Annotated in this window: 24 protein-coding genes and 1 other annotated feature; of the genes, 8 read left to right on the plus strand and 16 right to left on the minus strand. The window is 40.4% G+C overall.

Annotation, left to right across the window (positions count from 1 at the left end; all coding sequences use genetic code 11):
* The first annotated feature begins 176 nt into the window (after positions 1 to 176).
* A complete protein-coding gene (gene prpE, locus B7E06_RS14290) occupies positions 177 to 926 on the plus strand; it encodes a bis(5'-nucleosyl)-tetraphosphatase PrpE (protein WP_143414502.1) in 750 nt (249 codons plus the stop codon).
* 40 nt (positions 927 to 966) lie between these two features.
* Here prpE and B7E06_RS14295 read toward each other — a convergent pair whose 3' ends face one another.
* From B7E06_RS14295 to yjbM, 3 genes are read right to left on the minus strand one after another with little or no spacing between them, the layout of a single operon-like run.
* Entirely contained in the window at positions 967 to 1,839 is an 873-nt protein-coding gene (locus B7E06_RS14295) for an RluA family pseudouridine synthase (protein ID WP_082234634.1), read from the minus strand.
* On the minus strand, positions 1,836 to 2,642 hold the full coding sequence (locus B7E06_RS14300) for an NAD kinase (RefSeq protein WP_082234635.1): 807 nt from the start codon (positions 2,640 to 2,642) through the stop codon (positions 1,836 to 1,838). The genes B7E06_RS14295 and B7E06_RS14300 overlap by 4 nt, the downstream gene beginning before the upstream one ends.
* 26 nt (positions 2,643 to 2,668) lie before the next feature.
* Positions 2,669 to 3,295 (minus strand): GTP diphosphokinase, encoded by a 627-nt coding sequence (gene yjbM, locus B7E06_RS14305; protein WP_082234636.1) that lies wholly within the window; start codon positions 3,293 to 3,295, stop codon positions 2,669 to 2,671.
* Positions 3,296 to 3,457: 162 nt separating this feature from the next.
* On the opposite strand from yjbM, the gene B7E06_RS14310 reads away from it, so the two are divergent.
* The 4 genes from B7E06_RS14310 (at position 3,458) to B7E06_RS14325 (ending at position 5,672) form a co-directional block, all read left to right on the plus strand.
* Positions 3,458 to 4,033, plus strand: coding sequence for a CYTH domain-containing protein (locus B7E06_RS14310; protein WP_082234637.1), 576 nt, complete (start codon positions 3,458 to 3,460; stop codon positions 4,031 to 4,033).
* A gap of 54 nt (positions 4,034 to 4,087) precedes the next feature.
* Positions 4,088 to 4,489, plus strand: a complete 402-nt coding sequence (locus tag B7E06_RS14315; RefSeq protein ID WP_082234638.1) for a globin domain-containing protein — start codon at positions 4,088 to 4,090, stop codon at positions 4,487 to 4,489.
* The gene (locus B7E06_RS14320; RefSeq protein WP_281249095.1) at positions 4,486 to 5,373 is read left to right on the plus strand and encodes a ClpXP adapter SpxH family protein; all 888 of its coding nucleotides are present in this window, start codon (positions 4,486 to 4,488) and stop codon (positions 5,371 to 5,373) included. Before B7E06_RS14315 ends, B7E06_RS14320 begins: the two co-directional genes overlap by 4 nt.
* 119 nt (positions 5,374 to 5,492) lie before the next feature.
* Positions 5,493 to 5,672, plus strand: a complete 180-nt coding sequence (locus B7E06_RS14325) for a hypothetical protein (RefSeq protein WP_082234639.1) — start codon at positions 5,493 to 5,495, stop codon at positions 5,670 to 5,672.
* A gap of 18 nt (positions 5,673 to 5,690) precedes the next feature.
* Here the strand turns inward: B7E06_RS14325 and pepF are convergent, their stop codons facing one another.
* From pepF to mecA, 3 genes are all read right to left on the minus strand, one after another.
* Complete coding sequence (gene pepF / locus B7E06_RS14330; RefSeq protein WP_082234640.1) at positions 5,691 to 7,493, minus strand: oligoendopeptidase F; 1,803 nt, start codon at positions 7,491 to 7,493, stop codon at positions 5,691 to 5,693.
* Between the two features lie 57 nt (positions 7,494 to 7,550).
* Entirely contained in the window at positions 7,551 to 8,702 is a 1,152-nt protein-coding gene (locus B7E06_RS14335; protein ID WP_082234641.1) for a competence protein CoiA, read from the minus strand.
* 95 nt (positions 8,703 to 8,797) lie between these two features.
* A complete protein-coding gene (gene mecA / locus B7E06_RS14340; RefSeq protein ID WP_082234642.1) occupies positions 8,798 to 9,496 on the minus strand; it encodes an adaptor protein MecA in 699 nt (232 codons plus the stop codon).
* A gap of 277 nt (positions 9,497 to 9,773) precedes the next feature.
* Here mecA and B7E06_RS14345 point away from each other — a divergent pair, with 277 nt between their 5' ends.
* A complete protein-coding gene (locus tag B7E06_RS14345) occupies positions 9,774 to 10,436 on the plus strand; it encodes a TerC family protein (RefSeq protein ID WP_082234643.1) in 663 nt (220 codons plus the stop codon).
* A 43-nt stretch (positions 10,437 to 10,479) separates the two neighbouring features.
* Here B7E06_RS14345 and spxA read toward each other — a convergent pair whose 3' ends face one another.
* From spxA to B7E06_RS14385, 8 genes are all read right to left on the minus strand, one after another.
* The gene (gene spxA / locus B7E06_RS14350) at positions 10,480 to 10,875 is read right to left on the minus strand and encodes a transcriptional regulator SpxA (protein WP_082234644.1); all 396 of its coding nucleotides are present in this window, start codon (positions 10,873 to 10,875) and stop codon (positions 10,480 to 10,482) included.
* A gap of 1,255 nt (positions 10,876 to 12,130) precedes the next feature.
* Entirely contained in the window at positions 12,131 to 12,718 is a 588-nt protein-coding gene (locus tag B7E06_RS14355; RefSeq protein ID WP_082234645.1) for a GNAT family N-acetyltransferase, read from the minus strand.
* Positions 12,719 to 12,829: 111 nt separating this feature from the next.
* Entirely contained in the window at positions 12,830 to 14,032 is a 1,203-nt protein-coding gene (locus tag B7E06_RS14360; RefSeq protein ID WP_082234646.1) for a putative glycoside hydrolase, read from the minus strand.
* 173 nt (positions 14,033 to 14,205) lie between these two features.
* Positions 14,206 to 15,144 carry an ABC transporter ATP-binding protein gene (locus B7E06_RS14365; protein ID WP_082234647.1) on the minus strand — a complete coding sequence of 313 codons (939 nt, stop codon included), beginning with the start codon at positions 15,142 to 15,144 and terminating at the stop codon, positions 14,206 to 14,208.
* On the minus strand, positions 15,141 to 16,193 hold the full coding sequence (locus B7E06_RS14370) for an ABC transporter ATP-binding protein (RefSeq protein ID WP_082234648.1): 1,053 nt from the start codon (positions 16,191 to 16,193) through the stop codon (positions 15,141 to 15,143). Before B7E06_RS14370 ends, B7E06_RS14365 begins: the two co-directional genes overlap by 4 nt.
* A gap of 16 nt (positions 16,194 to 16,209) precedes the next feature.
* Entirely contained in the window at positions 16,210 to 17,340 is a 1,131-nt protein-coding gene (gene opp3C / locus B7E06_RS14375; RefSeq protein WP_082234649.1) for an oligopeptide ABC transporter permease, read from the minus strand.
* Between the two features lie 7 nt (positions 17,341 to 17,347).
* The gene (gene opp3b, locus B7E06_RS14380; protein ID WP_082234650.1) at positions 17,348 to 18,274 is read right to left on the minus strand and encodes an oligopeptide ABC transporter permease; all 927 of its coding nucleotides are present in this window, start codon (positions 18,272 to 18,274) and stop codon (positions 17,348 to 17,350) included.
* A gap of 162 nt (positions 18,275 to 18,436) precedes the next feature.
* Positions 18,437 to 20,107, minus strand: a complete 1,671-nt coding sequence (locus B7E06_RS14385; RefSeq protein ID WP_082234651.1) for a peptide ABC transporter substrate-binding protein — start codon at positions 20,105 to 20,107, stop codon at positions 18,437 to 18,439.
* A 407-nt stretch (positions 20,108 to 20,514) separates the two neighbouring features.
* Here B7E06_RS14385 and B7E06_RS14390 point away from each other — a divergent pair, with 407 nt between their 5' ends.
* Positions 20,515 to 20,895 carry a DUF3899 domain-containing protein gene (locus tag B7E06_RS14390; RefSeq protein ID WP_082234652.1) on the plus strand — a complete coding sequence of 127 codons (381 nt, stop codon included), beginning with the start codon at positions 20,515 to 20,517 and terminating at the stop codon, positions 20,893 to 20,895.
* Between the two features lie 44 nt (positions 20,896 to 20,939).
* Positions 20,940 to 21,130, plus strand: a binding site (T-box leader).
* A gap of 58 nt (positions 21,131 to 21,188) precedes the next feature.
* Complete coding sequence (gene trpS / locus B7E06_RS14395) at positions 21,189 to 22,187, plus strand: tryptophan--tRNA ligase (RefSeq protein WP_082234653.1); 999 nt, start codon at positions 21,189 to 21,191, stop codon at positions 22,185 to 22,187.
* A gap of 27 nt (positions 22,188 to 22,214) precedes the next feature.
* Here the strand turns inward: trpS and B7E06_RS14400 are convergent, their stop codons facing one another.
* Both B7E06_RS14400 and B7E06_RS14405 read right to left on the minus strand, forming a co-directional pair.
* Positions 22,215 to 22,976, minus strand: coding sequence for a DUF3603 family protein (locus B7E06_RS14400; protein ID WP_082234654.1), 762 nt, complete (start codon positions 22,974 to 22,976; stop codon positions 22,215 to 22,217).
* A 90-nt stretch (positions 22,977 to 23,066) separates the two neighbouring features.
* A complete protein-coding gene (locus B7E06_RS14405; protein WP_082234655.1) occupies positions 23,067 to 23,267 on the minus strand; it encodes a YuzI family membrane protein in 201 nt (66 codons plus the stop codon).
* Positions 23,268 to 23,330 lie beyond the last annotated feature (63 nt).

Genomic DNA, 23,330 nt, shown 5'->3' on the forward strand with positions numbered 1-23,330 from the left:
ATTTATTTGTCAACGCTCAAGAATCGATTATTATTGTAAGTAAATGGGAAGACTCTTCATAGTTCCGCTTATAATGGTTTATCAGAATATAGCAGAACTCTACATTCATCACAAGTTTTTTATGCTCTCTTAAGAAATGAGTCATAATCATTAGATCAACATAGGAGATGATTTTGTTGAAGATCGATGTTATCGGTGATGTGCACGGCTGTCTTCAGGAACTGAAAGAACTTTTTAACAAACTGGGCTACGAATGGAAAAATGGGCTGCCTGTCCATCCTCAAGAACGTACACCTGTATTCGTGGGAGATATAACCGATCGCGGCCCATCCTCCATAGAAACCATTCAATTCGTCTACAATATGGTCATTGTTCAGAAACAAGCTCTTTATGTACCCGGGAATCACTGTAACAAGCTATACCGGTTTTTTAAAGGAAATCCTGTTCAGGAAACGCACGGATTGGAGACAACAGCTGCCGAATATCGCAGTCTATCAGCTAGAGAACAAAAGAAAATAAAACATCATTTTCTAGAGCTTGTAGATACTTCTCCGTTATACTGGGAGCTTCCTGAAGCGAATGCAGTTATCGCACATGCGGGAATCCGTCATGAAGATATCGGGCTAAACAACAAGCGTGTGAAGACTTTCGTGCTTTATGGAGATATTACCGGAGCTAAATTACCTGATGGGCGTCCAGAACGCAGAGACTGGGCACAGCATTATAGAGGGGAACAATGGGTGGTTTACGGCCATACGCCGGTTTTGGAACCACGATTTGTGAATCAAACGGTTAATATTGATACAGGCTGTGTGTTCGGAAATAAAATGTCGGCATTTCGACTTCCTGAAGAAGAAATTGTGAGTGTGCCTTCTTCCATGACTTTTGTAGAAGAGAAATTTAATACCTTTTCAAGTTTATCATAGAAATTAAAGCTGCCCTCCATCGCATATGAAGGGCAGCTTTTTACTTGGATTTCCATTCTGTGGGCGGGTCTGCTGTAAACATCATTGTCTTACCTGTCCAGGGATGCTGGAGGGCAAGCTGATGACAGTGCAGTGCCTGGCCTTCCTTAAATCTTTTAGACTTCCCTCGTCCATATAAGCTGTCCCCTGCTACCGGATGGCCGATGGAAGCCATGTGGACTCGGATTTGGTGAGTTCTTCCTGTGTAGAGCTTACACTCCACCTTAGTATAGCGTCTCCCAATCCTTTTTACTTTAAATTCAGTAATTGCCTCTCTTCCATCAGGATGAACCTGCCTCCGGATAATTGAATCAGGTTGTCTTCTGATCGGCCGATTAATGACACCGCCTCTTGTCAGCAGTCTTCCTTCTACAAGAGCCGTATATCTTCGGTCTACTTTACCAAGGGAGCTTGATAACACACTGTGACTGTACTGATGCTTAGCAACTAATATAAGGCCAGTAGTATTACGGTCAAGCCTTGTCACGATATGAACGGTAAAAGGAAGCTTTTGCTGATCGTAATGGTGCAGCAATGCCTGGGCAAGGGTACCCGTTTCATGGTCTTTTCCTGGAGATACTGCCATTTGCGCCGGTTTATTCAATACAATAATATCCTCATCCTCATAGACAATCTTAAGCGAATTAGGTTCACCTTCCATTCGGTCTCCCCGTTCCTCTTCTGGAAATCTTACTTCGAGCGTATCCCCTGACTTTAAAGTACTCCAATGAGACGCAGGCTCATCATTTATATAAAAGGATCCTTGTATTTTCACCTTACGCAGCAGCTGTCTAGAAAACGACGCCTTCTTTCTCAGAAAATGGCTGATCGTTGTATTATCCGGGACCTTCCACCGCTTTACAAGCTGGTTCATGGAGTATAACCATCCGATACAAAAGATTCATGAACCCTTTTCCAAAACGGAAACGGCCGGAATCTTGCAAAACGGACTCTTTCTTTTGCCACACGGCACTGTATAGATTTCACATCTTTAAAGGTTTTTGTAATATGGTCAATCATAAACAAAAAGCTTTTATCATTTTTAGGCTTTAAAAGACAGGTGTGGTGGCCCGGCAATATAAGCGGAGAACCGATGGTACGAAAGACGCGGTTATTGATCGATGCCATCTCTGCAATTTGAATGGCTTCTAAAGAAGGGTGAAGAATCGCTCCTCCCAGTGCTTTGTTATACGCTGTACTGCCGGATGGAGTTGAAATACAAAGACCGTCTCCCCGGAAGGTTTCAAAATGATCACCTTTAATTTCAATATCCAGAACGACAGAGCCTTCCGGCGTTTTAATCGCACATTCGTTAAGAGCGAGGTAGCGCGCTTCCTCTCCATCACCCTTCGGACGGATAATAACTTCCAGGAGCGGGTATTCCACTACCTGGAAAGGGGTACGGGCAATTTCGATAATCAATTTCTCTAATTCATCAGGTGTCCAATCTGTATAAAACCCCAGATGCCCTGTATGCACCCCAATAAATGCCGTTTCACCCAGACGGTGTACATACGTGTGAAAAGCCTCAAGCAGTGTCCCGTCGCCTCCTACAGAGATGGCGAGGTCCGGTTCTTTTTCATCATATTCCAGCTTGAATTCGCTTAAATAATTTTTTATTTTCGTACGAATCTCATTCGATTTTTTGTCCCCTTTGGAGAGTATCGCAAACTTCATCATTTTCAACTCCTTTGCTGTAATGCTTACTGCTCTTCCCTGCTTTTTTTCACGGTGAAAATTTTCTGTGCTTCCTGTATTTCGTTTTTTATTTTCGACATTTCTTCATCCAGCTGGAAAGCTGCTTCTGCTGCGCTTTGCAGCCTTGCTTTTATTTCAGCAGGAATTTGACCTGCATACTTATAATTCAATGAGTGCTCATTTGTCGCCCAGAAATTCATGGCTAATGTTCTGATTTGTATTTCTGCAAGCACGATTTTTTCTCCATGAATCGTTTCCACTGGATAGCGGATAATGACATGGTAAGAACGGTACCCGCTGTCTTTCTTTCGCGAAATATAGTCTTTCTCTTCAAAAATATCAAAATCATTTCGGTTCCTCAGCATTTTAACTACCGAATATATATCATCAACAAACTGGCAGACGACCCGAACTCCCGCAATATCTTGAAGCTCGTTCTCTACCTCTTCCGGTGTAATCGCCTTTCTTCGCGTTTTTTCAATGATGCTTGATTTAGGTTTTACCCGGCCTGTCACAAATTCAATCGGAGATTGATCACTTTCATATTCAAATTGTTGCCTCATTCCTTTTAATTTAACCTTAAGTTCTTCGACAACCTGCGAATAAGGTGCTAAAAAAATATCCCAATTCATACTCTACGAGACCACCTTTAAATATCCTTCTATCGATGTATCCATCATCCTATGTATCCCTTGTATTGTATCATATTTACCAGAAATATCTTGAATGAGAATGTTTAATCTTTGCAATTCACATCCTATTTAAATCATAATTAATATATAGAGGTGATTCATATGGCCCAGGAAATAGAAATTGAATTTAAAAACCTTCTCACTAAAAAAGAATATGACATGCTTTATGAGCAATTGAACTTTGAATCAGTTGAACTCATTGAACAAACCAACTATTATTTTGAAACAGAAGACTTTCAGTTAAAAAATCTTGGAGCTGCCTTAAGAATCCGCAGAAAAAAAGACAAATGGACATTAACATTAAAACAGCCCCATGAGGAAGGACTTCTGGAAACCCATGACCCCCTTACAGAAGAGGTTGTTAATGAGTGGATCATAGGCAGACCATCTGAACCTGAAAGTGTGGGTTCACAGCTGCAGGAACTTGGCGTCTCTTTAAAGGATCTGAGATACATGGGGGCTTTGACGACCCGAAGAAAAGAACAGGGGTTTAACGGCACAACCGTTGTGTTAGATCACAGTTTTTATTTTGAAGAAGATGACTATGAATTAGAGCTGGAAGCCAGTGAACGAAAAAGCGGTGAAAAAGTTTTTGAGGAACTTCTAGAGAAATATCATATTCCCCGAAGAAAAACAGATAATAAAATCAAGCGTTTCTTTCAGGCTAAATCAGATTAGTTGCCGAGTCACTGGACCGTTGCTAAAATATATAAACAGACAGGAAGGGATTTTATGCAACAGACACCAGGCACTATTTATGAAGCGATCGGAGACAAAAAACTGGAAAAACTCGTGGATCATTTTTATAATTATGTAAGCCGTCATCCTGATCTTATTCCTATTTTTCCGGATGATCTATCAGAGACGCGGCGTAAACAAAAACAATTTTTAACCCAGTTTTTTGGTGGTCCTCCCCTTTATATACAGGAACACGGGCATCCGATGCTGAGGGCACGGCACATGCCGTTTGCTATTACTCCGACAAGAAGAGATGCATGGCTATCCTGCATGCATCAGGCTCTTGCAGATGCTGAAATTGAAGAGCCCTACCGGACAGCTATGCTTGATCGCCTGACGATGACCGCAAATCATATGATGAATACACCAGAGGATGAGAAAGGAGAATCGTTGTGAGTTGGAAAAGCTTAAACAGTTCGAATGAGCAGTCAGGTGCATCCAGCGGCTTTTTTGATCTGCTGAATAAACCGATTGAGATGTACGTTTTTATTGATCCGCTCTGCCCTGAATGCTGGTCACTTGAACCAGTTATTAAAAAGCTTACCATCGAATATGGACGGTTCTTCACTCTCCGGCCGATTATTAGTGGAAATTTAGCTTCACTCCAGCAGTGCTCCCAGAAGAAACCGGAAAAGCTCAAAAAAGTCTGGGATAAAACAGGATCACGTACCGGGATGTGCTGTGATGGAGATGTTTGGATTGAAAATCCGGTCTCTTCCCCTTTAGCCACAGCCCTCGCTGTTAAAGCAGCTGAACTGCAGGGCAAGAAGGCAGGTATGAGATTTCTGCGTAAAATTCAGGAATATGTGTTTTTAGAGAAAAAGGATATATCGAATGAAGAAGTGCTTATCTCGTGTGCTGAAAAAAGCCGCCTTGATGTAAATGAATTTAAAAAAGACCTTCATTCTGAATCAGCCCAAAAAGCCTTACAGTGCGATATTAAGCTAACGAAAGAAATGGACGTTGATTCTGCTCCTTCTATTGTGCTTTTTAATGAATCAGAAGAAGATGCGGGATTGAAAATCACCGGCACTTACAGCTATGATGTGTATGTAAAAGTATTAAAAGAAATGCTGCAAAAAGATCCTAAACCGGCTAAGAAACCATTATTAGAGGATTTTTTGAATCATTATAAATTTGTAGCTAACAAAGAAGTGGCTGTCGTTTTTGACTGGACCGAACAGCAGGCACGCCGTGAAATGCGGAAGCTTGTACTCAAACAAATAGCGCGAGAAGTCCCTGTAAAACACGGAGCGTTTTGGGAGTATATCGAAGCTTAATATCATAGGAAGGCGTCACTTTACATACAAAGTGACGCCTTCTTATGCCTAAAACAAGCTTTCATAAATTTTAACTTCCTGCATAAGTTTTTATATAAAATAATCAGGGAGCGAGGCTTATGGTAAAAATTGGATTTATCGTTGTCTATATGGTGGTCCTGCTGATCTTTTGTGTTCTCCATCTGCTCGCTTTAATGCGATTGTTTCCCATTTATGTCTCGATTCCTCTGCTGATAGCCGGATTTTATTTTTTCCCGACTATCATTTTTCATAAGAAAAAGTTCCGCGGATTTTCTTAATCCGCGGAACTTTTTAATTTACTTCAGCAATTCTTCCATCTCTTCCAGCTTCTCTTCAAAAACATCCAGCGCCTGATAGATTGGGTCTTTTGAGGTCATGTCCACTCCGGCCTTCTTTAATACTTCAATTGGATAATCGCTCGAGCCTGCTTTTAAAAAGCTTTTATAGCGCTCAACCGCCGGCTCTCCATCACTTAAAATCTGCTCAGCCAAAGCTGTCGCAGCTGCATAGCCGGTAGAATACTGATACACATAATACCCCATATAAAAGTGAGGAATTCGAGCCCACTCTAAACCAATCTCATCATCGATCACAACATTCTCACCAAAATATTTCTTATTAAGATCATAGTAAATTTTTGTTAATTTATCTGCTGTCAATGCTTCTCCGTTTTGGGCCTGAATATGGATTTCGTGCTCAAACTCAGCAAACATCGTCTGACGGAATACCGTGCCACGGAAACCCTCCAGGAAGTTGTTTAGTAAATAAAGCTTTTCTTTTTTATCTTTCGTTTTCTTAAGCATGTAATCATTTAACAAAGCCTCATTACACGTGGAAGCTACTTCAGCTACGAATATGGAATAGTTCCCGTAGCGGTAAGGCTGGTTATTGTGAGTATAGTAACTATGCAGGGAATGTCCTAATTCATGAGCTAACGTAAAAAGATTATTGACGTCATCCTGCCAGTTCATTAAGATAAACGGATTTGTGCCGTAATGACCGGATGAATACGCTCCACTTCTTTTCCCTTTATTTTCTTCTACATCAATCCAGCGGTTGTTAAACCCTTCCTTAACGATATCTACATAATCATCGCCAAGCGGCTTAAGACCCTCCAGCACGAGCTCTTGAGCTTCTTCATAAGGAATCTCCAAATCCGCATCGGAAACAAGCGGCATGTACATGTCGTACATATGAAGCTCATCCAGTTCTAAAATCTTCTTCCTCAGCTCTACATACCGGTGCATAAGTGGCAGCCGTTCATTCACGGCTTCAATCAAATTATCATAGACAGACTCAGGAATATTATTGCTGTCCAATGCTCTCTGACGTGCCCGCTCGTAATTTTTTACGGTCGCAAAGTAATTGTTTTTCTTAACATTGCCGCTTAAAGTAGAAGCAAAGGTATTTTTAAACTGGCCGAATGTATCATACATCGCCTGAAAAGCATTTTTTCTTACTTCACGATTCTGTGATTTTAAAAATCCGACATAGCGGCCGTGTGTTAAATCAACTTCTTCTCCCTTTTCATTCGTTATCGTGGGAAACTTTAAGTCTGCGTTATTTAAAGCACCGAATGTCTGTGAGGGATTTGAAGCTACTTCAGAAAAACCTGCTAACAGCTTTTCTTCTTTTTCACTAAGAACATGGTCACGACGGCGGGTAATCTCTTTTAATGAATGTTCATAAAGCTTTAGGTCATCCAGTTCATTAATAAACTGTTCAATCTTTCCTTCAGGCAGTGATAGAATTTCAGGCACAATAAAGCTCATAGAAGAAGCTACGGTTGTGTATAGGCTTTCTGCTTTTGCATTCATTTCCTGATAATAGGAATTTGTAGTATCCTGATCGTTACGCATGTGTGCATACGTGAACAGAAGCCCTATTTTGTTGGATAGCTTATCCTGCAGCTCAAGCATTTTATATAAATGAGCGGCTGATTCACCAAGCGTTCCTTTAAATTTATCTATTTCAGGAACCATTTCTTTTGTATTTTCAAACTCTTTATACCATTCTTCATCAGTTGCGAAAATTGATTCTAAATCCCAGGTGCGTTCTTTAGGCACTTCTTCTCTTTTAGGCAGCTGTTTTGTCGCCATTTGTGCATCCTCCTCAAACAATAATTCGTCACTCTAAACAGTTTCTCTTTATTTAAGCTAAATTCCTGCCATCTCAGGGAATTTTTTTAGGCGATCTATTATCTGCTGATCTTCTTTCACGGCTGTTTCTACATGGTTAGGCCACTCTATATCCTTTAGCTTAACCCAAATAGACGGACTTATTTTGTCCACGATTCCAAATAAGGCAAGAGTGTCCAAGTACTCTTCATTAAGGTTTGCTGTAAAGCCATTTGCCGTAGTAACTGTCATGGATGCCGGGGGTTTTACTTCACCACCAAGTGGAAGCTTCATAAAATAGTCGATGATAAACCGAGTCTGCCAAACGTAAGCAGGTTTCGCAGTCAATGACTGACTTTTAACCGGTAAATAGCAGAGGCTTGGAATTAAGGAAAGATGCAGCCCTTTTAGGTAAAGGAGCTGGCGAAGCTGAGATTCTTCGCTTCCGGCATTTCTATGATACGTCGTTCGGAAACGAATCATTTGATTGATCCATGAATTATAGAAGGAAGGATTTTTCTTTTGAGAAGTAAGAAATAAATGGGGAAACTTGATATGTCTTAATGGAAGGGTGTGAAAATTGGAGAATAAACGGGAAGGGGCAAGACCTTGAAGCGGACCTGCAACAATTATGGATAACTGGGAGACATCAAAAAAGTAAAGAACATATTGACCGTTAAAATAATATTGAAGCTCTCTAAATAAAGCATGACTTTGGAGCAGTGACTGCCCGGAACGAACAAATTGGCGTCCCCCTAACAGCCATAAAGGATTGATATCAAGCTTTTGATATCCTTTGTTTCTTTTCACCACTTCTTTTGAAGATATTTTAGAACATTGCAATTCAATGGCAATCCTTTTGGACTTTATCTTGAGAAGAAGGTCAGGGCGCTGGTCAATTTCAGATAAGAAAGGTTCCAGTTCGACGTGATAGTTCTGCTGGGCCAGCCATTTAAAAAGCAGCAGCTTTCCTTTTTCGTGATATTCACTTTCACCTCCTCGTCTGCTGCTACATAAACTGCTTGGGTAGTGGGCAAAATGCGGGGTCGTCAAAGGGCCGGAACGTAGCATGACGGCTTCTCTACAATCAGGACAGAAAAAACGTGTCCCTTTTTTTAATTTCCCTACCTCTTGAGGAGGCATTTTGTAAATAACAAACAATTTCCCTCGTTCATTTAATGCTTGAAACATAAATCACCTCCATGTTTATTATTCGACAAAAAGAACCAAAACCCTTTAGTCCTGGTTTTTTTCCATAAAAAAACACACTACCTGCTGTAGTGTGTTTAATTTGCCGGGAAATGACCTTTCACTTGGGCAAGTGCCTGCTTGTCAAAGATAAGCTTCCCGTACTCCTGCAGTCGATAAATAGTAATCGACGACTCATGGCCAAACTCCATAAGCTGGCTCAAAATATTTTCTTGATCGTCATCACTCATATTTTCATCATTGAATTGAATATATAAATAGTAGGCGTCTTCAAAATGGAAAAGCGTATTTTCTACATCTTCTGTTTTTCCGTCCATATAATGACTTAACTGAATGATATCTTCAAATTCTTTAAAACGAAGTGTAAACTGCAGAGGTGCAAATCCCTCTTCTTCCTCTTCGTCATAATTATTATCGTCACTGGTATCTTCATTAGTATATTTATCGTCAAGTAGATTCTCTAATTTTTCGTCTACAGGTACATCAATTGATTTACCATCATCACTAGGGAGTTCGAGCTTTTGCCCGTCTTGGGAAACCTGCGCTTTAGTAACGATCACTTCAAGCCCTTTGTCCATTGCCTGAACTTGAATCCATAATGGACCATCTGCTTGAAAGTTTTCCTGGTCGTTTACTTCATCCATCATTTCCCAGAATAACTGTTCGCTTCGTTCCCGATTGTACCAAATTTCTTCACGATCGAAACCAAGTTGTTCAACATCGTGATAGGAAACATAAAATTTAACGGTGTTCTCATTAATGCGTTCGATTTCCATGCCTCTCTCTCCCTTCTATCATTTAGTAGGCGGAAGGGATCGTAACCCTAAATCGCTTAATATTACCTTACCCCAAAGGTCAAATTCTCAACCATCGTGATGTGTTTACAGCGTAAGGATTGATGTACTTATATTGTATGACAGGAATCCGAAAATGGAAAACAAATTGCTTCGAATCAGCGGATAACTAGAAACCAAGCCTAGGCAAATATGACTGGTGGTTTTTTATTCTAGCTTATTTTTTGAAATTTGTCACTACTTAAAGGGGAGTTTTTTCATGAATTGGGACTTGCTTGAACCAGTACTTATCATAATAAGCATTGATATTATCCTTGGCGGTGACAATGCTGTCGTAATTGCTTTAGCCAGTCGAAACCTTCCTAAGAAGCAGCGCAATAAAGCGATTTTTATAGGGACAGGCCTTGCGGTCATTTGCCGGATTCTTCTCACATTGATCGCTTTATATCTGCTTCATATCCCGTTTCTCCGGCTCGTCGGCGGCCTGCTTCTTCTATACATAGCGATCAAGCTGCTCTTAGATGAAGGAGAAAGCCACAATATTAAGAGTGGGGACAGTTTATTTACCGCTATCCGAACCATCGTTTTTGCTGATATTGTTATGGGCTTTGACAATGTTCTCGCCATTGCCGGTGCTTCTCACGGAAATATGACGTTAGTTATATTGGGCCTTTTAGTTTCTGTACCGATTATTATTTGGGGAAGCCGAATTATCCTGACTCTTATGGAAAAATTTTCGATACTTGTATATATCGGGGCTGGGATTCTTGCGTTTACTGCGGCTGAGATGATGCTTGAAGATCCTCATGTCAAAGAACTCTCTTATTCCATTGCTCCTCTTCTTCCGGCCATACCCTTATTGTTTGTTTTATTTACCGTAACGATTGGTTACATTTACAACCGTCAGGCGGAAGCCAAATAAAAAAAGTTCCGGCAGCTTTCGGCAGTCGGAACTTCTTTTATAATTAGTTAACTAAACGCTGGGCTTCTTTTAACTGGAAAGTCCGGACGCTTCGTGGAAGGAAACGGCGGATCTCATCCTCGTTGTAGCCTACTTGAAGGCGCTTATCGTCAATAATAATCGGACGGCGAAGCAAGCCAGGGTTTTCCTGAATTAAATCGAAAAGATCCTGCATTGGCAGCTGATCAAAATCGACTTTCAGTTTCTGGAAAACTTTTGAACGAGTAGAAATAATTTCTTCCGTTCCGTCTTCTGTCATTCTTAAGATTTCTTTTATTTCATCAATCGTTAACGGTTCGGAAAAAATATTACGCTCCGTATATTCAATGCTGTGTTCCTCCAGCCAAGCTTTGGCTTTACGGCATGATGTACAACTTGGTGAGGTATAAAGTGTTACCATACAGAAACTTCACTCCTCGATAGTTTATTTATGATACATTGCTGGTGGTTCTCAGATTAAAATTAGTATAAACTAACCTTCATTTATAACTATACCATATTTGTCAACTAAAATCTATATCACGTAAGATAAAAGGCTTACAGAATCAATAGAAATACATAAAACTGTGCATTATATTGTTATTTACCACCTATAACAGATAATCAAACCTGTTTTCTAGAGAAATATGTGAAGTTTTTCATTTTCAATTATGAACAAAGAGTGAAAATCCCTCCTTGCTTAAAGACTCGATTTTTCAGAGGATTGTGAAAGTCATTTAAAGTTCATTTTACTGTTTTATCACTCAGTTTTGAATATATAAAACTGGTCCTTTTATTGTAGTAAGAGAAAAGCGGCTGGGAAATGACTCCTCTTCCGCAGGGGGCCGGTGAGTTAGCTCGCTCCACTCGTGGATCTCACCTTGGCTCTATCTCCCTGCCATTTTGAGGAAAGGATAGACGGTTCCGTTTCTGTAGAAAGAGGAAAGCGGCTTGGAAATAGCTCGCTTTCCGCGGGGAGCCGGTGAGCTAGCTCGTTTCACTCGCGGATCTCACCATGGCTCTATCTCCCTGCTGGAGTCTCGCCATTTCCCAGCCACTTTTACTATTGGGGGTTAAACGGAACGCTGTAAGTTTCATAACCACTCTAAAGGAAATAGTCTTTTCTTACTCAGTGTTCCGTTCCTCTAAAAAACATAAAGGGCCAGGGGAAACGGCGAGACTCCTATGGGAGAAGAGAACAGGGTAAGATCCCGGAGGGCTAAAAGCCCGAGGATGCTTAGCGTTCGCCCATGGAAAGCGAGTCTTTCCCCAGGCCCGGTTCTCCATATTCAGGCAAACGGAACAGCCTTCTCTTTAATCTAAGAAAAATTTATGGGTACAGACCAAGGATGAGATACCGGAAGGCTATAAGCCCGAGAAAGCTTAGCGTTCGCCCATGGAAAGCGAGTCTTTCCCCAGGCCCGGTTCTCCATATTCAGGCAAACGGAACAGCCTTCTCTTTAATCTAAGAAAAATTTATGGGTACAGACCAAGGGGGAGATTCCGGAAGGCTATAAGCCCGAGAAAGCTCACCGTTCGCCCATGGAAAGCGAGTCTTTCCCCAGGTCCGGTTCTCCATATTCAGGCAAACGGAACAGCATCTTCATTTTCCTCAGAATCAAAGAAGCTTTTTTTCAGAAAGAAAATCCCCATCTTAACGAAGATGGGGATTTTAATTAGTGTAATTTTTTTAAATCCTTCAAAATATCCTCTGAATCACGATCTTCATCAATTGTTAACACTTCATCGACTGGCTGATAGGATTTCCCATAAAAATCTTTATCTTTATAGGTGTGAATTTCTTCGTACATCCTTTTCATTTGTTCGTAGATCTCTTCTTCTGTTGCGTCTTCCGGAGACCAATAGAGGATTTCCATTGGGGTTGGTTCATTTGTTGCTAACGATCGGCGGGTGTAACCGATGGATTGTGCATGTTTAAACCCTTCACGCTGATAAAAATGAAGCCGCTTCGCCGTGTCTGTATCTTCGTAATCAACTGGCTCCACTTCTAAAATAATCGGCTTGCCTTTTGCTTTCATTTTTTCAATTAATTGATGACCCAGCCCCTGTCCTCTGGCAGCTGAGGAGACGTATACATAGTCAATAAAAATAAAAGATTCAAATTCAGCATACATTAATACATGATTTTCACTTTCATCTTTGTAATAAACATCACTTTTTTCCTTAAGTAAAGTTTCCATGTGCTCTTCTGACTTCATTTCCTCTACAGGAAAATACTGTTTGAGTTTATTATACCAGCTCATTGATCTACTCCCTTATTCAAGTATAGTTTCATTATACCTTAAGCGGAATTTAAAGTTAAATGCTTATAAACAGCCGCAATAAAAGCACTGCGGTAAAACAGTGCTTTTAATTTAAGGGGTATAGTCTACGCCCTCTGTATAGTTATTACCCGCATTCCAAAGCAAATATTCCTCAATACCATTATCATGAAGTGCTTTTATCTGCGCCTCAACTTCTGCTTTTCCATATTGGAAAGTAGGTCCGCTGTACAGCCATGGAGCCTCAAAGTCTTGAAGCCAAGGACGTGAGACGGGAGCGTTCTCAAGCTGTTCCAGAACTCCATTTTCCACTTTTGCATATTCATCAATCGTTTTATATGGCTCTGAATCTGGTTTATCAATTCCAAAGTAAGGGCCCCAGTGACTCGGATAGATCATAGAAGAGATAACGTCCACATTACTGGAGATTTTAGAGAAGTTCTGGCCGATGTTTGGCGCTTCTTCAATAGTTGCGGCATAACCGAATATATCTACTGACACATCTACGTCATATGTGCTGAGTTCCGAACGAGCGTAAGCGACAAAATCAGTAACTGCTTGAACACGTTTTTTCACATTAGACTCTTCTGACTTCGCGTACTCCCCCTGCCCATAATCTAAGATGTCATCCCTTGAGTCAAACCCTTCTGGAAAACGGACATAGTCAAATTGAATTTCCTGGAAACCTAATTCTGCTGCCATTTTGGCGATTTCCAAATTATATTCCCAGACTTCTTTTTCAAAAGGATTAACAAAGGATTCTCCTTTTCCATTCTTCCATACCTGGCCGTTTTCAGTAAACGAAAGTTCGGGATGCTCTTTAGCAAGTAAACTATCTTTGAATACAACAACACGGGCAATTGGATATATACCTTTTTCTTCAAGCGTTTCAAGCATCTTTCTCGGATCATCTATGTATGGTTCGGCAATATCTGCATAAGGTGAATCCTCTGGCGGCTCAAATGAAATATTCCCATGGTCTTCCTTAATATCGATTACCATTGCGTTTAAATCGGTACTTTCCACAAGGTCTGTCAGCTCTTTCATTTTAGCTCCGCCTGCTGACGGTCCGGTTACGTAAATTCCTCTTACTGCCTCTGGATATTCGAACTCTAGTCCCGCATTATAGAGAAACCGTGCCATCTTATGGGGGAGCTCTAAACTTTGTTTCTCAATCTGCTTGCCTGTATGCATATGTACTTCGTTTCCAGCAGCTTCTGCTTGGCTGACTGGAAGAGCAGCCGCCATTACAAAAAGGCCTGCCGCAATGATTTTCCTTAAGTATTTATTTCCCATATTTCACCCTTCTTCTCCTCAATTGGTTTTCTACTATATATATTGTAAAGAAAAAATCGGGCTATGAATAGACATAACTCTCCAAATTTACTTATTTTTTCAAAATATTTCTAAGAGACATAGTTAAAAATGATTATAAAATCAAAAAGCCCCTTAAATAAGGGGCTCAATCATTAAACATTAACTGCATGCTCGGTTTGGTAACGCTCAAATTCTTTAGTGGTACAAAGCACCCAGTGATTAGAACGAACTTCTCTAAATTGAGGCTCTTCACTTGTATCATGATCATTTGGATCATAAGTGAATCGCTCACGTGACCGCTCATATACTGGATCCGGCAGTGGAATCGCTGATAAAAGTGACTGAGTATATGGATGGATAGGATGTTTATAAAGCTCATCTGCATCGGCAAGCTCCACCATACGTCCAAAGTACATCACACCAATTCGATCACTAATATACTTAACCATTGATAAATCGTGCGCAATGAATAAATATGTTAAATTCTTATCTTTTTGAAGCTTTTTCAACAAATTCACAACCTGAGCCTGAATGGAAACATCAAGGGCAGAGATCGGTTCATCGGCAATTATAAAGGATGGATCCACCGCTAAAGCGCGGGCAATACCAATACGCTGACGCTGCCCGCCACTGAATTCGTGCGGATAGCGGTTGGCATGCTCTTTATTCAGTCCTACGGTTTGTAAAAGTTCCTCCACCTTGACTTTTCTAGCCTCTGTGTCATTTTCAAGACCGTGAATGTCCATACCTTCAGCGATTATATCTGATACTTTCATACGTGGGTTAAGAGAAGCATAGGGATCCTGGAAAATCATCTGCATTTCTCGATTGAACTTTTTCAGTTCATCTTTGCTTTTCTTTCCATGAACATCTTCCCCATTGAAAATCACTTCACCATCCGTAGCATTGTAAAGGCGGATGATGGTCCGTCCTGTTGTAGACTTCCCGCAGCCTGATTCACCTACAAGGCCGAAAGTTTCACCTTTATAAATGTCAAAACTGATACCATCTACAGCTTTTACAACACTGTGGCGGCCGGTTTTAAAATGCTGCTTTAAATTTTTTATCTCTACTAGTTTTTCTTGACTCATATACGATCACCTTTCCCGCTGCTCGTAGACATTGCAGCCATTCGCTTCTTAATCGCTTCTGGCGGATCAATATCAGGGGCATGCTCATGCAGTAACCATGTAGCAGCATAATGAGTGTCAGATACTTTAAACATTGGTGGTTCCTGCTCTTTATCAATCTGCATCGCAAACTCGTTACGAGCCGCAAATGCATCTCCCTTAGGAGGATTCAGCAGATCTGGCGGTGAGCCCGGAATAACATAAAGTTCTTCATCTGTGCTGTCGAGTGACGGCATGGAACCAAGCAGTCCCCATGTATATGGATGTTTCGGATTGTAGAAAATATCGTCAACTGTTCCAATTTCCACAATTTTACCGGCATACATAACAGCCACACGATCGGCAACATTGGCAACAACGCCTAAATCATGGGTAATGAAAATTGTCGCTGAATCTGTCTTCTTCTGTATATCTTTCATCAGCTCAAGGATTTGTGCCTGAATGGTTACATCCAATGCTGTGGTCGGCTCATCAGCAATTAAAAGCTTTGGATTACAGGCCAGCGCTATTGCAACGACTACACGCTGACGCATACCGCCGGAAAACTGGTGCGGATATTGCTTCATACGGTTTTCAGGATCTGGAATACCTACTAGTTCAAGCAGCTCCACCACCCGCTTTTTCGCCTGTTCCTTGCTTACTTTCTGGTGCTTAATCAAGCCTTCCATAATCTGGTTACCAACTTTCATCGTTGGATTTAAAGATGTCATTGGATCTTGAAAGATCATGGAGATTTCTTTTCCACGCACTTTTTCCATTTCTTTTTCGCTAAGCTTAGCTAAATCGCGTCCTTCAAAGAGAATTTCGCCTTCTTTGATTCTTCCCGGCGGCATTGGAATAAGTTTCATTAAGGCTTTTGTCGTAACTGATTTTCCAGAACCTGACTCTCCTACAATGGCTAAGGTTTCTCCTTTGTTAACACTGAAGTTCACACCTCGTACTGCTTTTACCTCACCACTATAGGTGTCAAATGATACATGTAAGTTTTTTACGTCTAGTAATTTTTCCATTTCGTACACCTACCTCCTATTCGCGCATCTTCGGATCAAAAGCATCCCGAAGACCATCGGCCAGCAAGTTAAAAGCAATCATAATTAAAGAGATTACTACGGCCGGGAATAATAATATGTGCGGATAAATCTGCAAGGACTGGAACCCATCTTCTACAAGTGTTCCAAGTGAAGCAAGGGGTGTTGGAAGTCCAAGTCCGATAAAGCTTAAAAAGGCTTCAAAGAAAATTGCAGATGGAATTGTAAACATAGTGTTAATAATGATTAAACCTAACACATTAGGTATTAAATGCTTTCTTAATATTCTTCCATCTGGTGCTCCCAGAGTTCTGGAAGCTAACACAAATTCCTGATTTTTCAGTTTGAGTATCTGTCCCCGGACGATCCGCGACATTGATATCCAACCGGTTAAAGCAAGCGCAATTGTTATTGATAGAATTCCCGGTTCCAGTATTAAGATCATAAGAATAACGATAACAAGGTTTGGTATCCCCATTAAAATTTCAATGATACGCTGCATATAGTTATCTACACGTCCACCATAATAGGCAGAAATTCCTCCGTAACCAACACCGATCAGCATGTCCAGCATTGCAGCTACAAAAGCAATATAAAGGGAGATTTGAGTTCCCTTCCACACTCGTGTCCATAGATCACGGCCCAGTCCATCTGTTCCGAACCAGAAATTTTCATTCATATCTTTAGCGGAGTACACATCATACTTTGCTTCTACTCTGGCTTCGTTACCATCTCCGCCTTCATTAAGCACGCTTGTTGTAATAAATTCTTCATCATTATTAAAGCGCATGAGTGCTTTCTGCTCTGCTTCATCAACAGTTGTGCCTGTTTGAACGGAAGTAAGAGTCCCATCAAATCCTAACCAGTGCAGACCTTCAATTTTTGGAGGCATTTTAGCACGAGATAAATCCTGATCGAATTCACCATATCCATTCATTGTAGGACCAGTTAACGCAAAAAATATTAATACAATTAAAACAATTAATCCTGCCATCGCTCCTTTATTTTTACGAAGGCGGATAAATGAGTCTTTCCAAAAAGATATACTGGGTCTCGTTATTTGCTCAGTATCATCATTTCTCGTATCAACAGGTACAAATAAGTCTTTATTGGGTTTTTGATTTTCCATAAAGGTACTACTCTCCTTCTGCCAATCTAATTCTTGGATCTATGACTCCATAGAGCAAGTCAATTACCAATACAATTACGATGAAAAAGAATGCGAAAAATAATGTCGTTCCCATAATGATCGGGTAATCGTTCGTATTAATGGATTTAACAAATTGCTCCCCGATTCCAGGAACCGCAAATATATTTTCGATAACGAGAGTACCTGTCATTAACCCGATAGCCAATGGGCCTAATACTGTAATTAATGGAATTAAAGCATTTCGCACACCGTGTTTAAAGACAACCCCAAATTTATTTACACCTTTGGCACGAGCGGTTGTAATATAATCAGATCCCATAACTTCAAGCATTTCTGTTCGCATAAAGCGGGCTGATATTGCAAGCGGGAAAATAGCTAAAGCAACAGTCGGTAAAACTGTGTGCTGCCAAGTTCCCCAAAGAGCCACTGGGAACCATCCTAGCTTTACGCCAACATAATACTGAAGTATTCCTGCAAATACAAAGGATGGGATGGATTGACCGATTACCGCTGTAAAAGTTGATCCATAATCTAAAAATCCATTGTGGTAAAGCGCAGACACCAATCCAAGCAGCATACCTAAAATTGTTCCAATAAGCATTGCTTGAAACCCTAACTGCAAGGAAGGACCAATACGGTCCATAATAATTGTCGAAACTTCTCTGTTATCAAACTGAAAGGATATTCCTAAATCTCCTTGTACTAAATTCACCATGTAATTAAAATACTGAACAGGTACAGGATCATTTAATCCATACTTTTCTAATATTATTGCCTGCTGTGCTTCAGATAATTTATCTGCTGCACTTAATGGTGTACCTGGCAGGAATTTCATAAGGAAAAATGTAAATGTAGCAATTAAAAACATCGTGATGACCATATATATAATTCTCTGTGTAATATACCGCGCCATCCTGACACCTCCTAAAAAATATACCCTTTGTAAAATAGTGTTGAAATAGACTGAAATTTGTCTATTATCTGACAATTACCTCGACAGGGAAAAAGAGAGTATACGCCGTTCTTGGCCATATACTCTCTCCCTATAAGGTACGCCTTTTTGGGGCTTTGTTGATTATTTGCCTTCTATGGAAGCATACTTGTAAGTGAAATCAGGTCCAGCCTGGTTGAAGTATACTCCTTTAACATATGGCTGCCACAGATATGCACGAGAACGCTGATAGATTGGAGCTAGTACAGCATCTTCCTGGATTAGAAGTTTCTCAGCCTCAAGGAAAGTATCGAAGCGTTCCTTAGGCTCTAGTGCAAGCTCATCGTTAGCTTTTTCAATTAAGGCATCATATTCGTCGCTGGAATAACCAGTCTTGTTATTTCCACCGTCAGTTACCCAAAGGTTCAAGAATGTATTTGGATCGATGTAGTCAGGACCCCATCCAGCCATCTGTAAATCGTAATCCATACTAGTGTCACGATCAAGACGTTCTTGGAATGGAACGGCCTGTACATTTACAGTTAATCCTTCTAACTCTTCAAGCTGGTCTTTTACGTAAGCATCCATGTTCTTAGATAACTCAGTGTCGCCGCCAAGGTATCCAAGTTCAGCTTCTTCAATTCCCAGCTCTTCTTTTGCTTTAGTCCAAAGCTCTTGAGCTTCTTCTTTATTTGTTTCAAATAGATCACCATTTATCTCACGGAAATCTTCTTCACTTTCTGGAGCAAAAACAAAGTTCTTCGGCATATTACCAGCAGAAGCAAGTGAACCGTTGTTAAGTAGAGTGCCTACTAGAGATTCACGATCGATAATTCTTTGAATCGCTTTTCTGGCATTTTCATTTCCAAGAATTTCGTTTTCCTGGTTCATCTTCAGATAGAAAAGTGTTGGCTCTTCAATCGTTTTGAAGTCTTCAGCTGTACGGTATTCATCTACAAATTCTGCATCTAGTGCCGCACGGTCAACTTCTCCAGTGTTGTACAAGTTAACTGCAGAAGATGTTTCTTTAACTACTTTAACGTTGATCTTGTCAAGCTTCACATTGTCAGCATCCCAGTAATCTTCACTCTTCTCAAGAGTCCAACCGGAAGAATCCCAATCAGAGATAGTGAATGGTCCGTTAGAAAGCAGTCCTTCAGCAGAAAGCGCATAGTCATCGCCTTGCTCTTCAACAAACTTTTCATTTAACGGAAGGAATGTACCAAACGTTACAAGTGATTCAAAATATGGTGTTGGTTTCTCTAGTTCTACTTTTAATGTATGATCGTCTTCGGCAGTAACTCCCAGCTCTTCAATTGGTTTATCACCGTCAGCAACTGCTTGAGCGTTTTTAATAACGCCACCCATCATATAAGGACCATACTCAGATCCTGTATCAGGGTTTACTGCGCGCTGCCACGCGTAAACGAAATCATTTGCTGTTACTGGATCTCCATTAGACCATACAGCGTCATCACGTAAGTTAAATGTCCAAGTAAGGGCATCATCACTTACTTCGTGGTCTTCAGCAATTGCTGGCTCAGGCTCACCATTTTCAGCTACTCTGTAAAGCCCGTCCATAGTCTCTCCAAGCCATTGGAAAGCTACAGCGTCAGTTGCCATTGAAGCATCCATCGTAGGAATTTCTGATGGTTCGTATAAGTTAAGTACTTGTTCCCCGGACCCTTCAGATCCTTCACCTTCGCTGCCTTCAGCTTCACCTTCAGATCCTGAATCAGATCCTCCGGAACATGCAGCAAGGAACATGCTTAGTGCCAGTGCGAGCACAAGCAAAATCCAATTTGTCTTTCTCATCTAGAAAATGACCTCCCCTAAAGTCTAAAATTCGTGGTTTCTTGTCCACATAACGAATTATACAAGTTTTCAAATTATTTTGCATTCATTATTTTTCGATAATTTAATAAAATCCCCTATTTTATTACGTTCCCGTAACATAAAACAGGTAAAAATACCTAGTTTATTTTATCGGAATTTGCCATCAACAGCGCCAGCCTTATGCTCATGCGCTTTAAAGGAATACAGTGAATTTTTACATAAATTGAAATAAAGTTAAACTTCTTCACAATAAATAAAAAATATGTTTACTCTTGGTAATTTAGAATATTCTGTATTTATTATGATACTTATATAATTACCCGCTTTCCTTAACCATGGTATAATATTTTTTGAAGATTTCTGAAAGATTTAGGATGTGAAAGAAAATGAAAGTTGTTAGAAACAAATGGGGATTTTTAGCTACTAACTTTACTGCTTTAGTATTATACTTTTTAATCTTTTCTCCCGCCCAAAGTATGCTCCATTTTATTGATCTGCTTTTTTATCTTTGCTTTTTCTACTTATTTATAGGTTTAATTCTCTGGATTGTGAAAGGCGGCTTCTTTGATGCTGTAACTTACAGCTTCCGAAAAACCTCCAGCAAGATTGGAAAAAATAAAGATTATATGGAGGATATCGATGACTTTGAAGAAAAACCTCTGCCTTCGCAGTTGTTCAACAGAAATGTTGTTCGCTTCTTTTTATTCCAAGGGGCCTTTTTGCTCGCTGGAATGTTTTTTCTTTTGGTTATTTATTACATGGGTTGAAAAGCTGGGACGATTGCTCTATAATTTGTTCAAGATTCTAAATAAAGAATGCGACGATAAAGTAAGAGTAGTTTTATTAGTAAGCTTTTCAGAGAGGCTGCGGTCGGTGTAAGCAGCTATGCCTAATAAAGCGAAATGGGGCTTTGGAGCAGAACCGTACATTCGGCGTTAACGAATTTGAGCGACTTTTTTTAAAAAGTAATTAGGGTGGCACCGCGAACCAATCGTCCCTTCCATATAGGAAGAACGATTGGTTCTTTTTATTATTCGAAATCAATTAGAGGTGATGGAAAATGAAAACAATCTTTTCAGGTATTCAGCCAAGCGGAACATTAACGCTCGGAAACTATTTAGGGGCGATGACCCACTTTGTGGACTTACAGGACGACCATAATTGTTATTTTTGTATTGTTGATGAGCATGCTATAACAGTTCCACAGGACCGTCTTGAGCTTCGAAAAAATATTAAATCACTGGCTGCCTTATACCTGGCTTCAGGAATAGATCCAGATAAATCTACTTTGTTCATCCAATCGGAAGTACCTGCCCATACTCAACTGGGCTGGATGCTTCAGTGTGTCAGCTATATCGGCGAACTTGAGCGTATGACACAGTTTAAAGATAAGTCAAAAGGTGGTAAGGAAGCTGTCAGCTCAGGCCTCCTGACCTATCCACCGCTCATGGCTTCTGATATACTGCTCTATCAGACAGACATTGTTCCAGTAGGAGATGACCAGAAACAGCACCTTGAACTAACTCGCAACTTAGCTCAGCGTTTTAACAATAAATACAATGATATCTTTACAGTGCCTGAAGTAAGGATTCCAAAAGAGGGCGCACGAATTATGTCTCTTCAGGATCCATTGAAAAAAATGAGTAAATCGGACTCCAACCAGAAAGCATACATTTCTATGCTTGATGATGAAAAGAAGATTACTAAGAAAATTAAAAGTGCTGTTACGGATTCTGAAGGTGTCGTGAAATATGATAAGGAAAACAAACCAGGTGTGTCTAACCTTCTCACCATTGAATCGGTGTGTCGTGGAGTTTCCATAAAGGAATTGGAGAAAAAGTACGAAGACAAAGGATATGGTGATTTTAAAGCAGGTGTTGCTGAAGCGGTTGTCAACATTCTCACTCCTATACAGGAGCGCTATGAACAACTAATTGATTCTGAAGAATTAGATGCTATATTAGATCAAGGAGCAGATAAAGCCTCCTTCAAAGCAGATAAAATGTTAGCGAAAGCTAAAAAGGCTATGGGATTAGGTCGTGTAAAAAAGAAAAAATAAGAAAAAGCCGGAACTAGAGGTTATCCCTCAGTTCTGGCTTTTTAAATGTTTTTGGTCTTTTTGGTTTTCTGCCTGCCACATGGTTTCGAAAAAAGGCTGTCCTTTAATGATTTTTGCACACAATTCTTCATGCTGTCTGCTCCAGCCTTCCAGAGTTCCATAATAGAGACGTGCCCACGCATCTTCAGTAGTTAAATGTTTAATATCCTGATACTGTGCGGGGTCCCACTCTGTCAGCCAGTAGCCGACTTCTTCTGGATGATCTGTGTTCTTAAGCTGATCCAAGGCCATCATTAACAATTGCTTTAGCTGACGCTCTCTTCTCGTCAACCCTGCTACCTTTTCCGGAGGAAGTGATAGAATGTGGTATTCCTTTGGTACCATGCTTTCCATTACATAATAGGACGGCTTCTTTCCTTCCACCATGTCAAACACGAGGCGTTCCTGGCGGGGAATGAGGCGACTTTTTTTGACAGGAAGTGAATAACCTAAAGTATCGAACACAAGCACTCTATTACCATCTGTTACAACTGCTGCATAATCTATCGTACGCCGCTCCTGGTTGTTTTTCACATATGTGCGTTTGTAAATATCGTCCAGCAAATCTCTAGGCAGTTCCTGTAAATCATTTTCTATTAATTCGTATAGGCTTTCTTCGATATAAAGCAGTGGTATTTGATCCACAAGCTCAATTCCATCTTCTTTACGCCATTCGTGAAATTGACAGACATTGTATCCATTTTCTTCTCCCTCGAACCAATTGACCCATAAATCATGCATATATAACATAGCGCAACCTCACTTTCTTACCGAAGACTCTTTAGGTTACATTATGACCAATGTTGGTTTTTTTATTCTTAACATCCATCATTTAGTAAATTATTCTTTCATCCATAAAAGGGACACAATAATCATAAATAAACCAAGCCCGAATAAATAACATTCAGGCCGAGATCTTACCACATACAAAAATTCAATCCAGGTCAAACCTGCAGGGACAAAGTTCAAATAGGTTATGGTCACCGTTCCTCCAGCTACAGTTAAGCCAAAGCCTGTTAAGAACACCATCCACTGCCACATCTGCTTGTCCCCCTCGTCCATTTTATAAAGTGTATGTTTAGATTTAATGAGACATACCTTTCA

Source organism: Halobacillus massiliensis (assembly GCF_900166625.1).
GTDB lineage: Bacteria > Bacillota > Bacilli > Bacillales > Halobacillaceae > Halobacillus_A > Halobacillus_A massiliensis.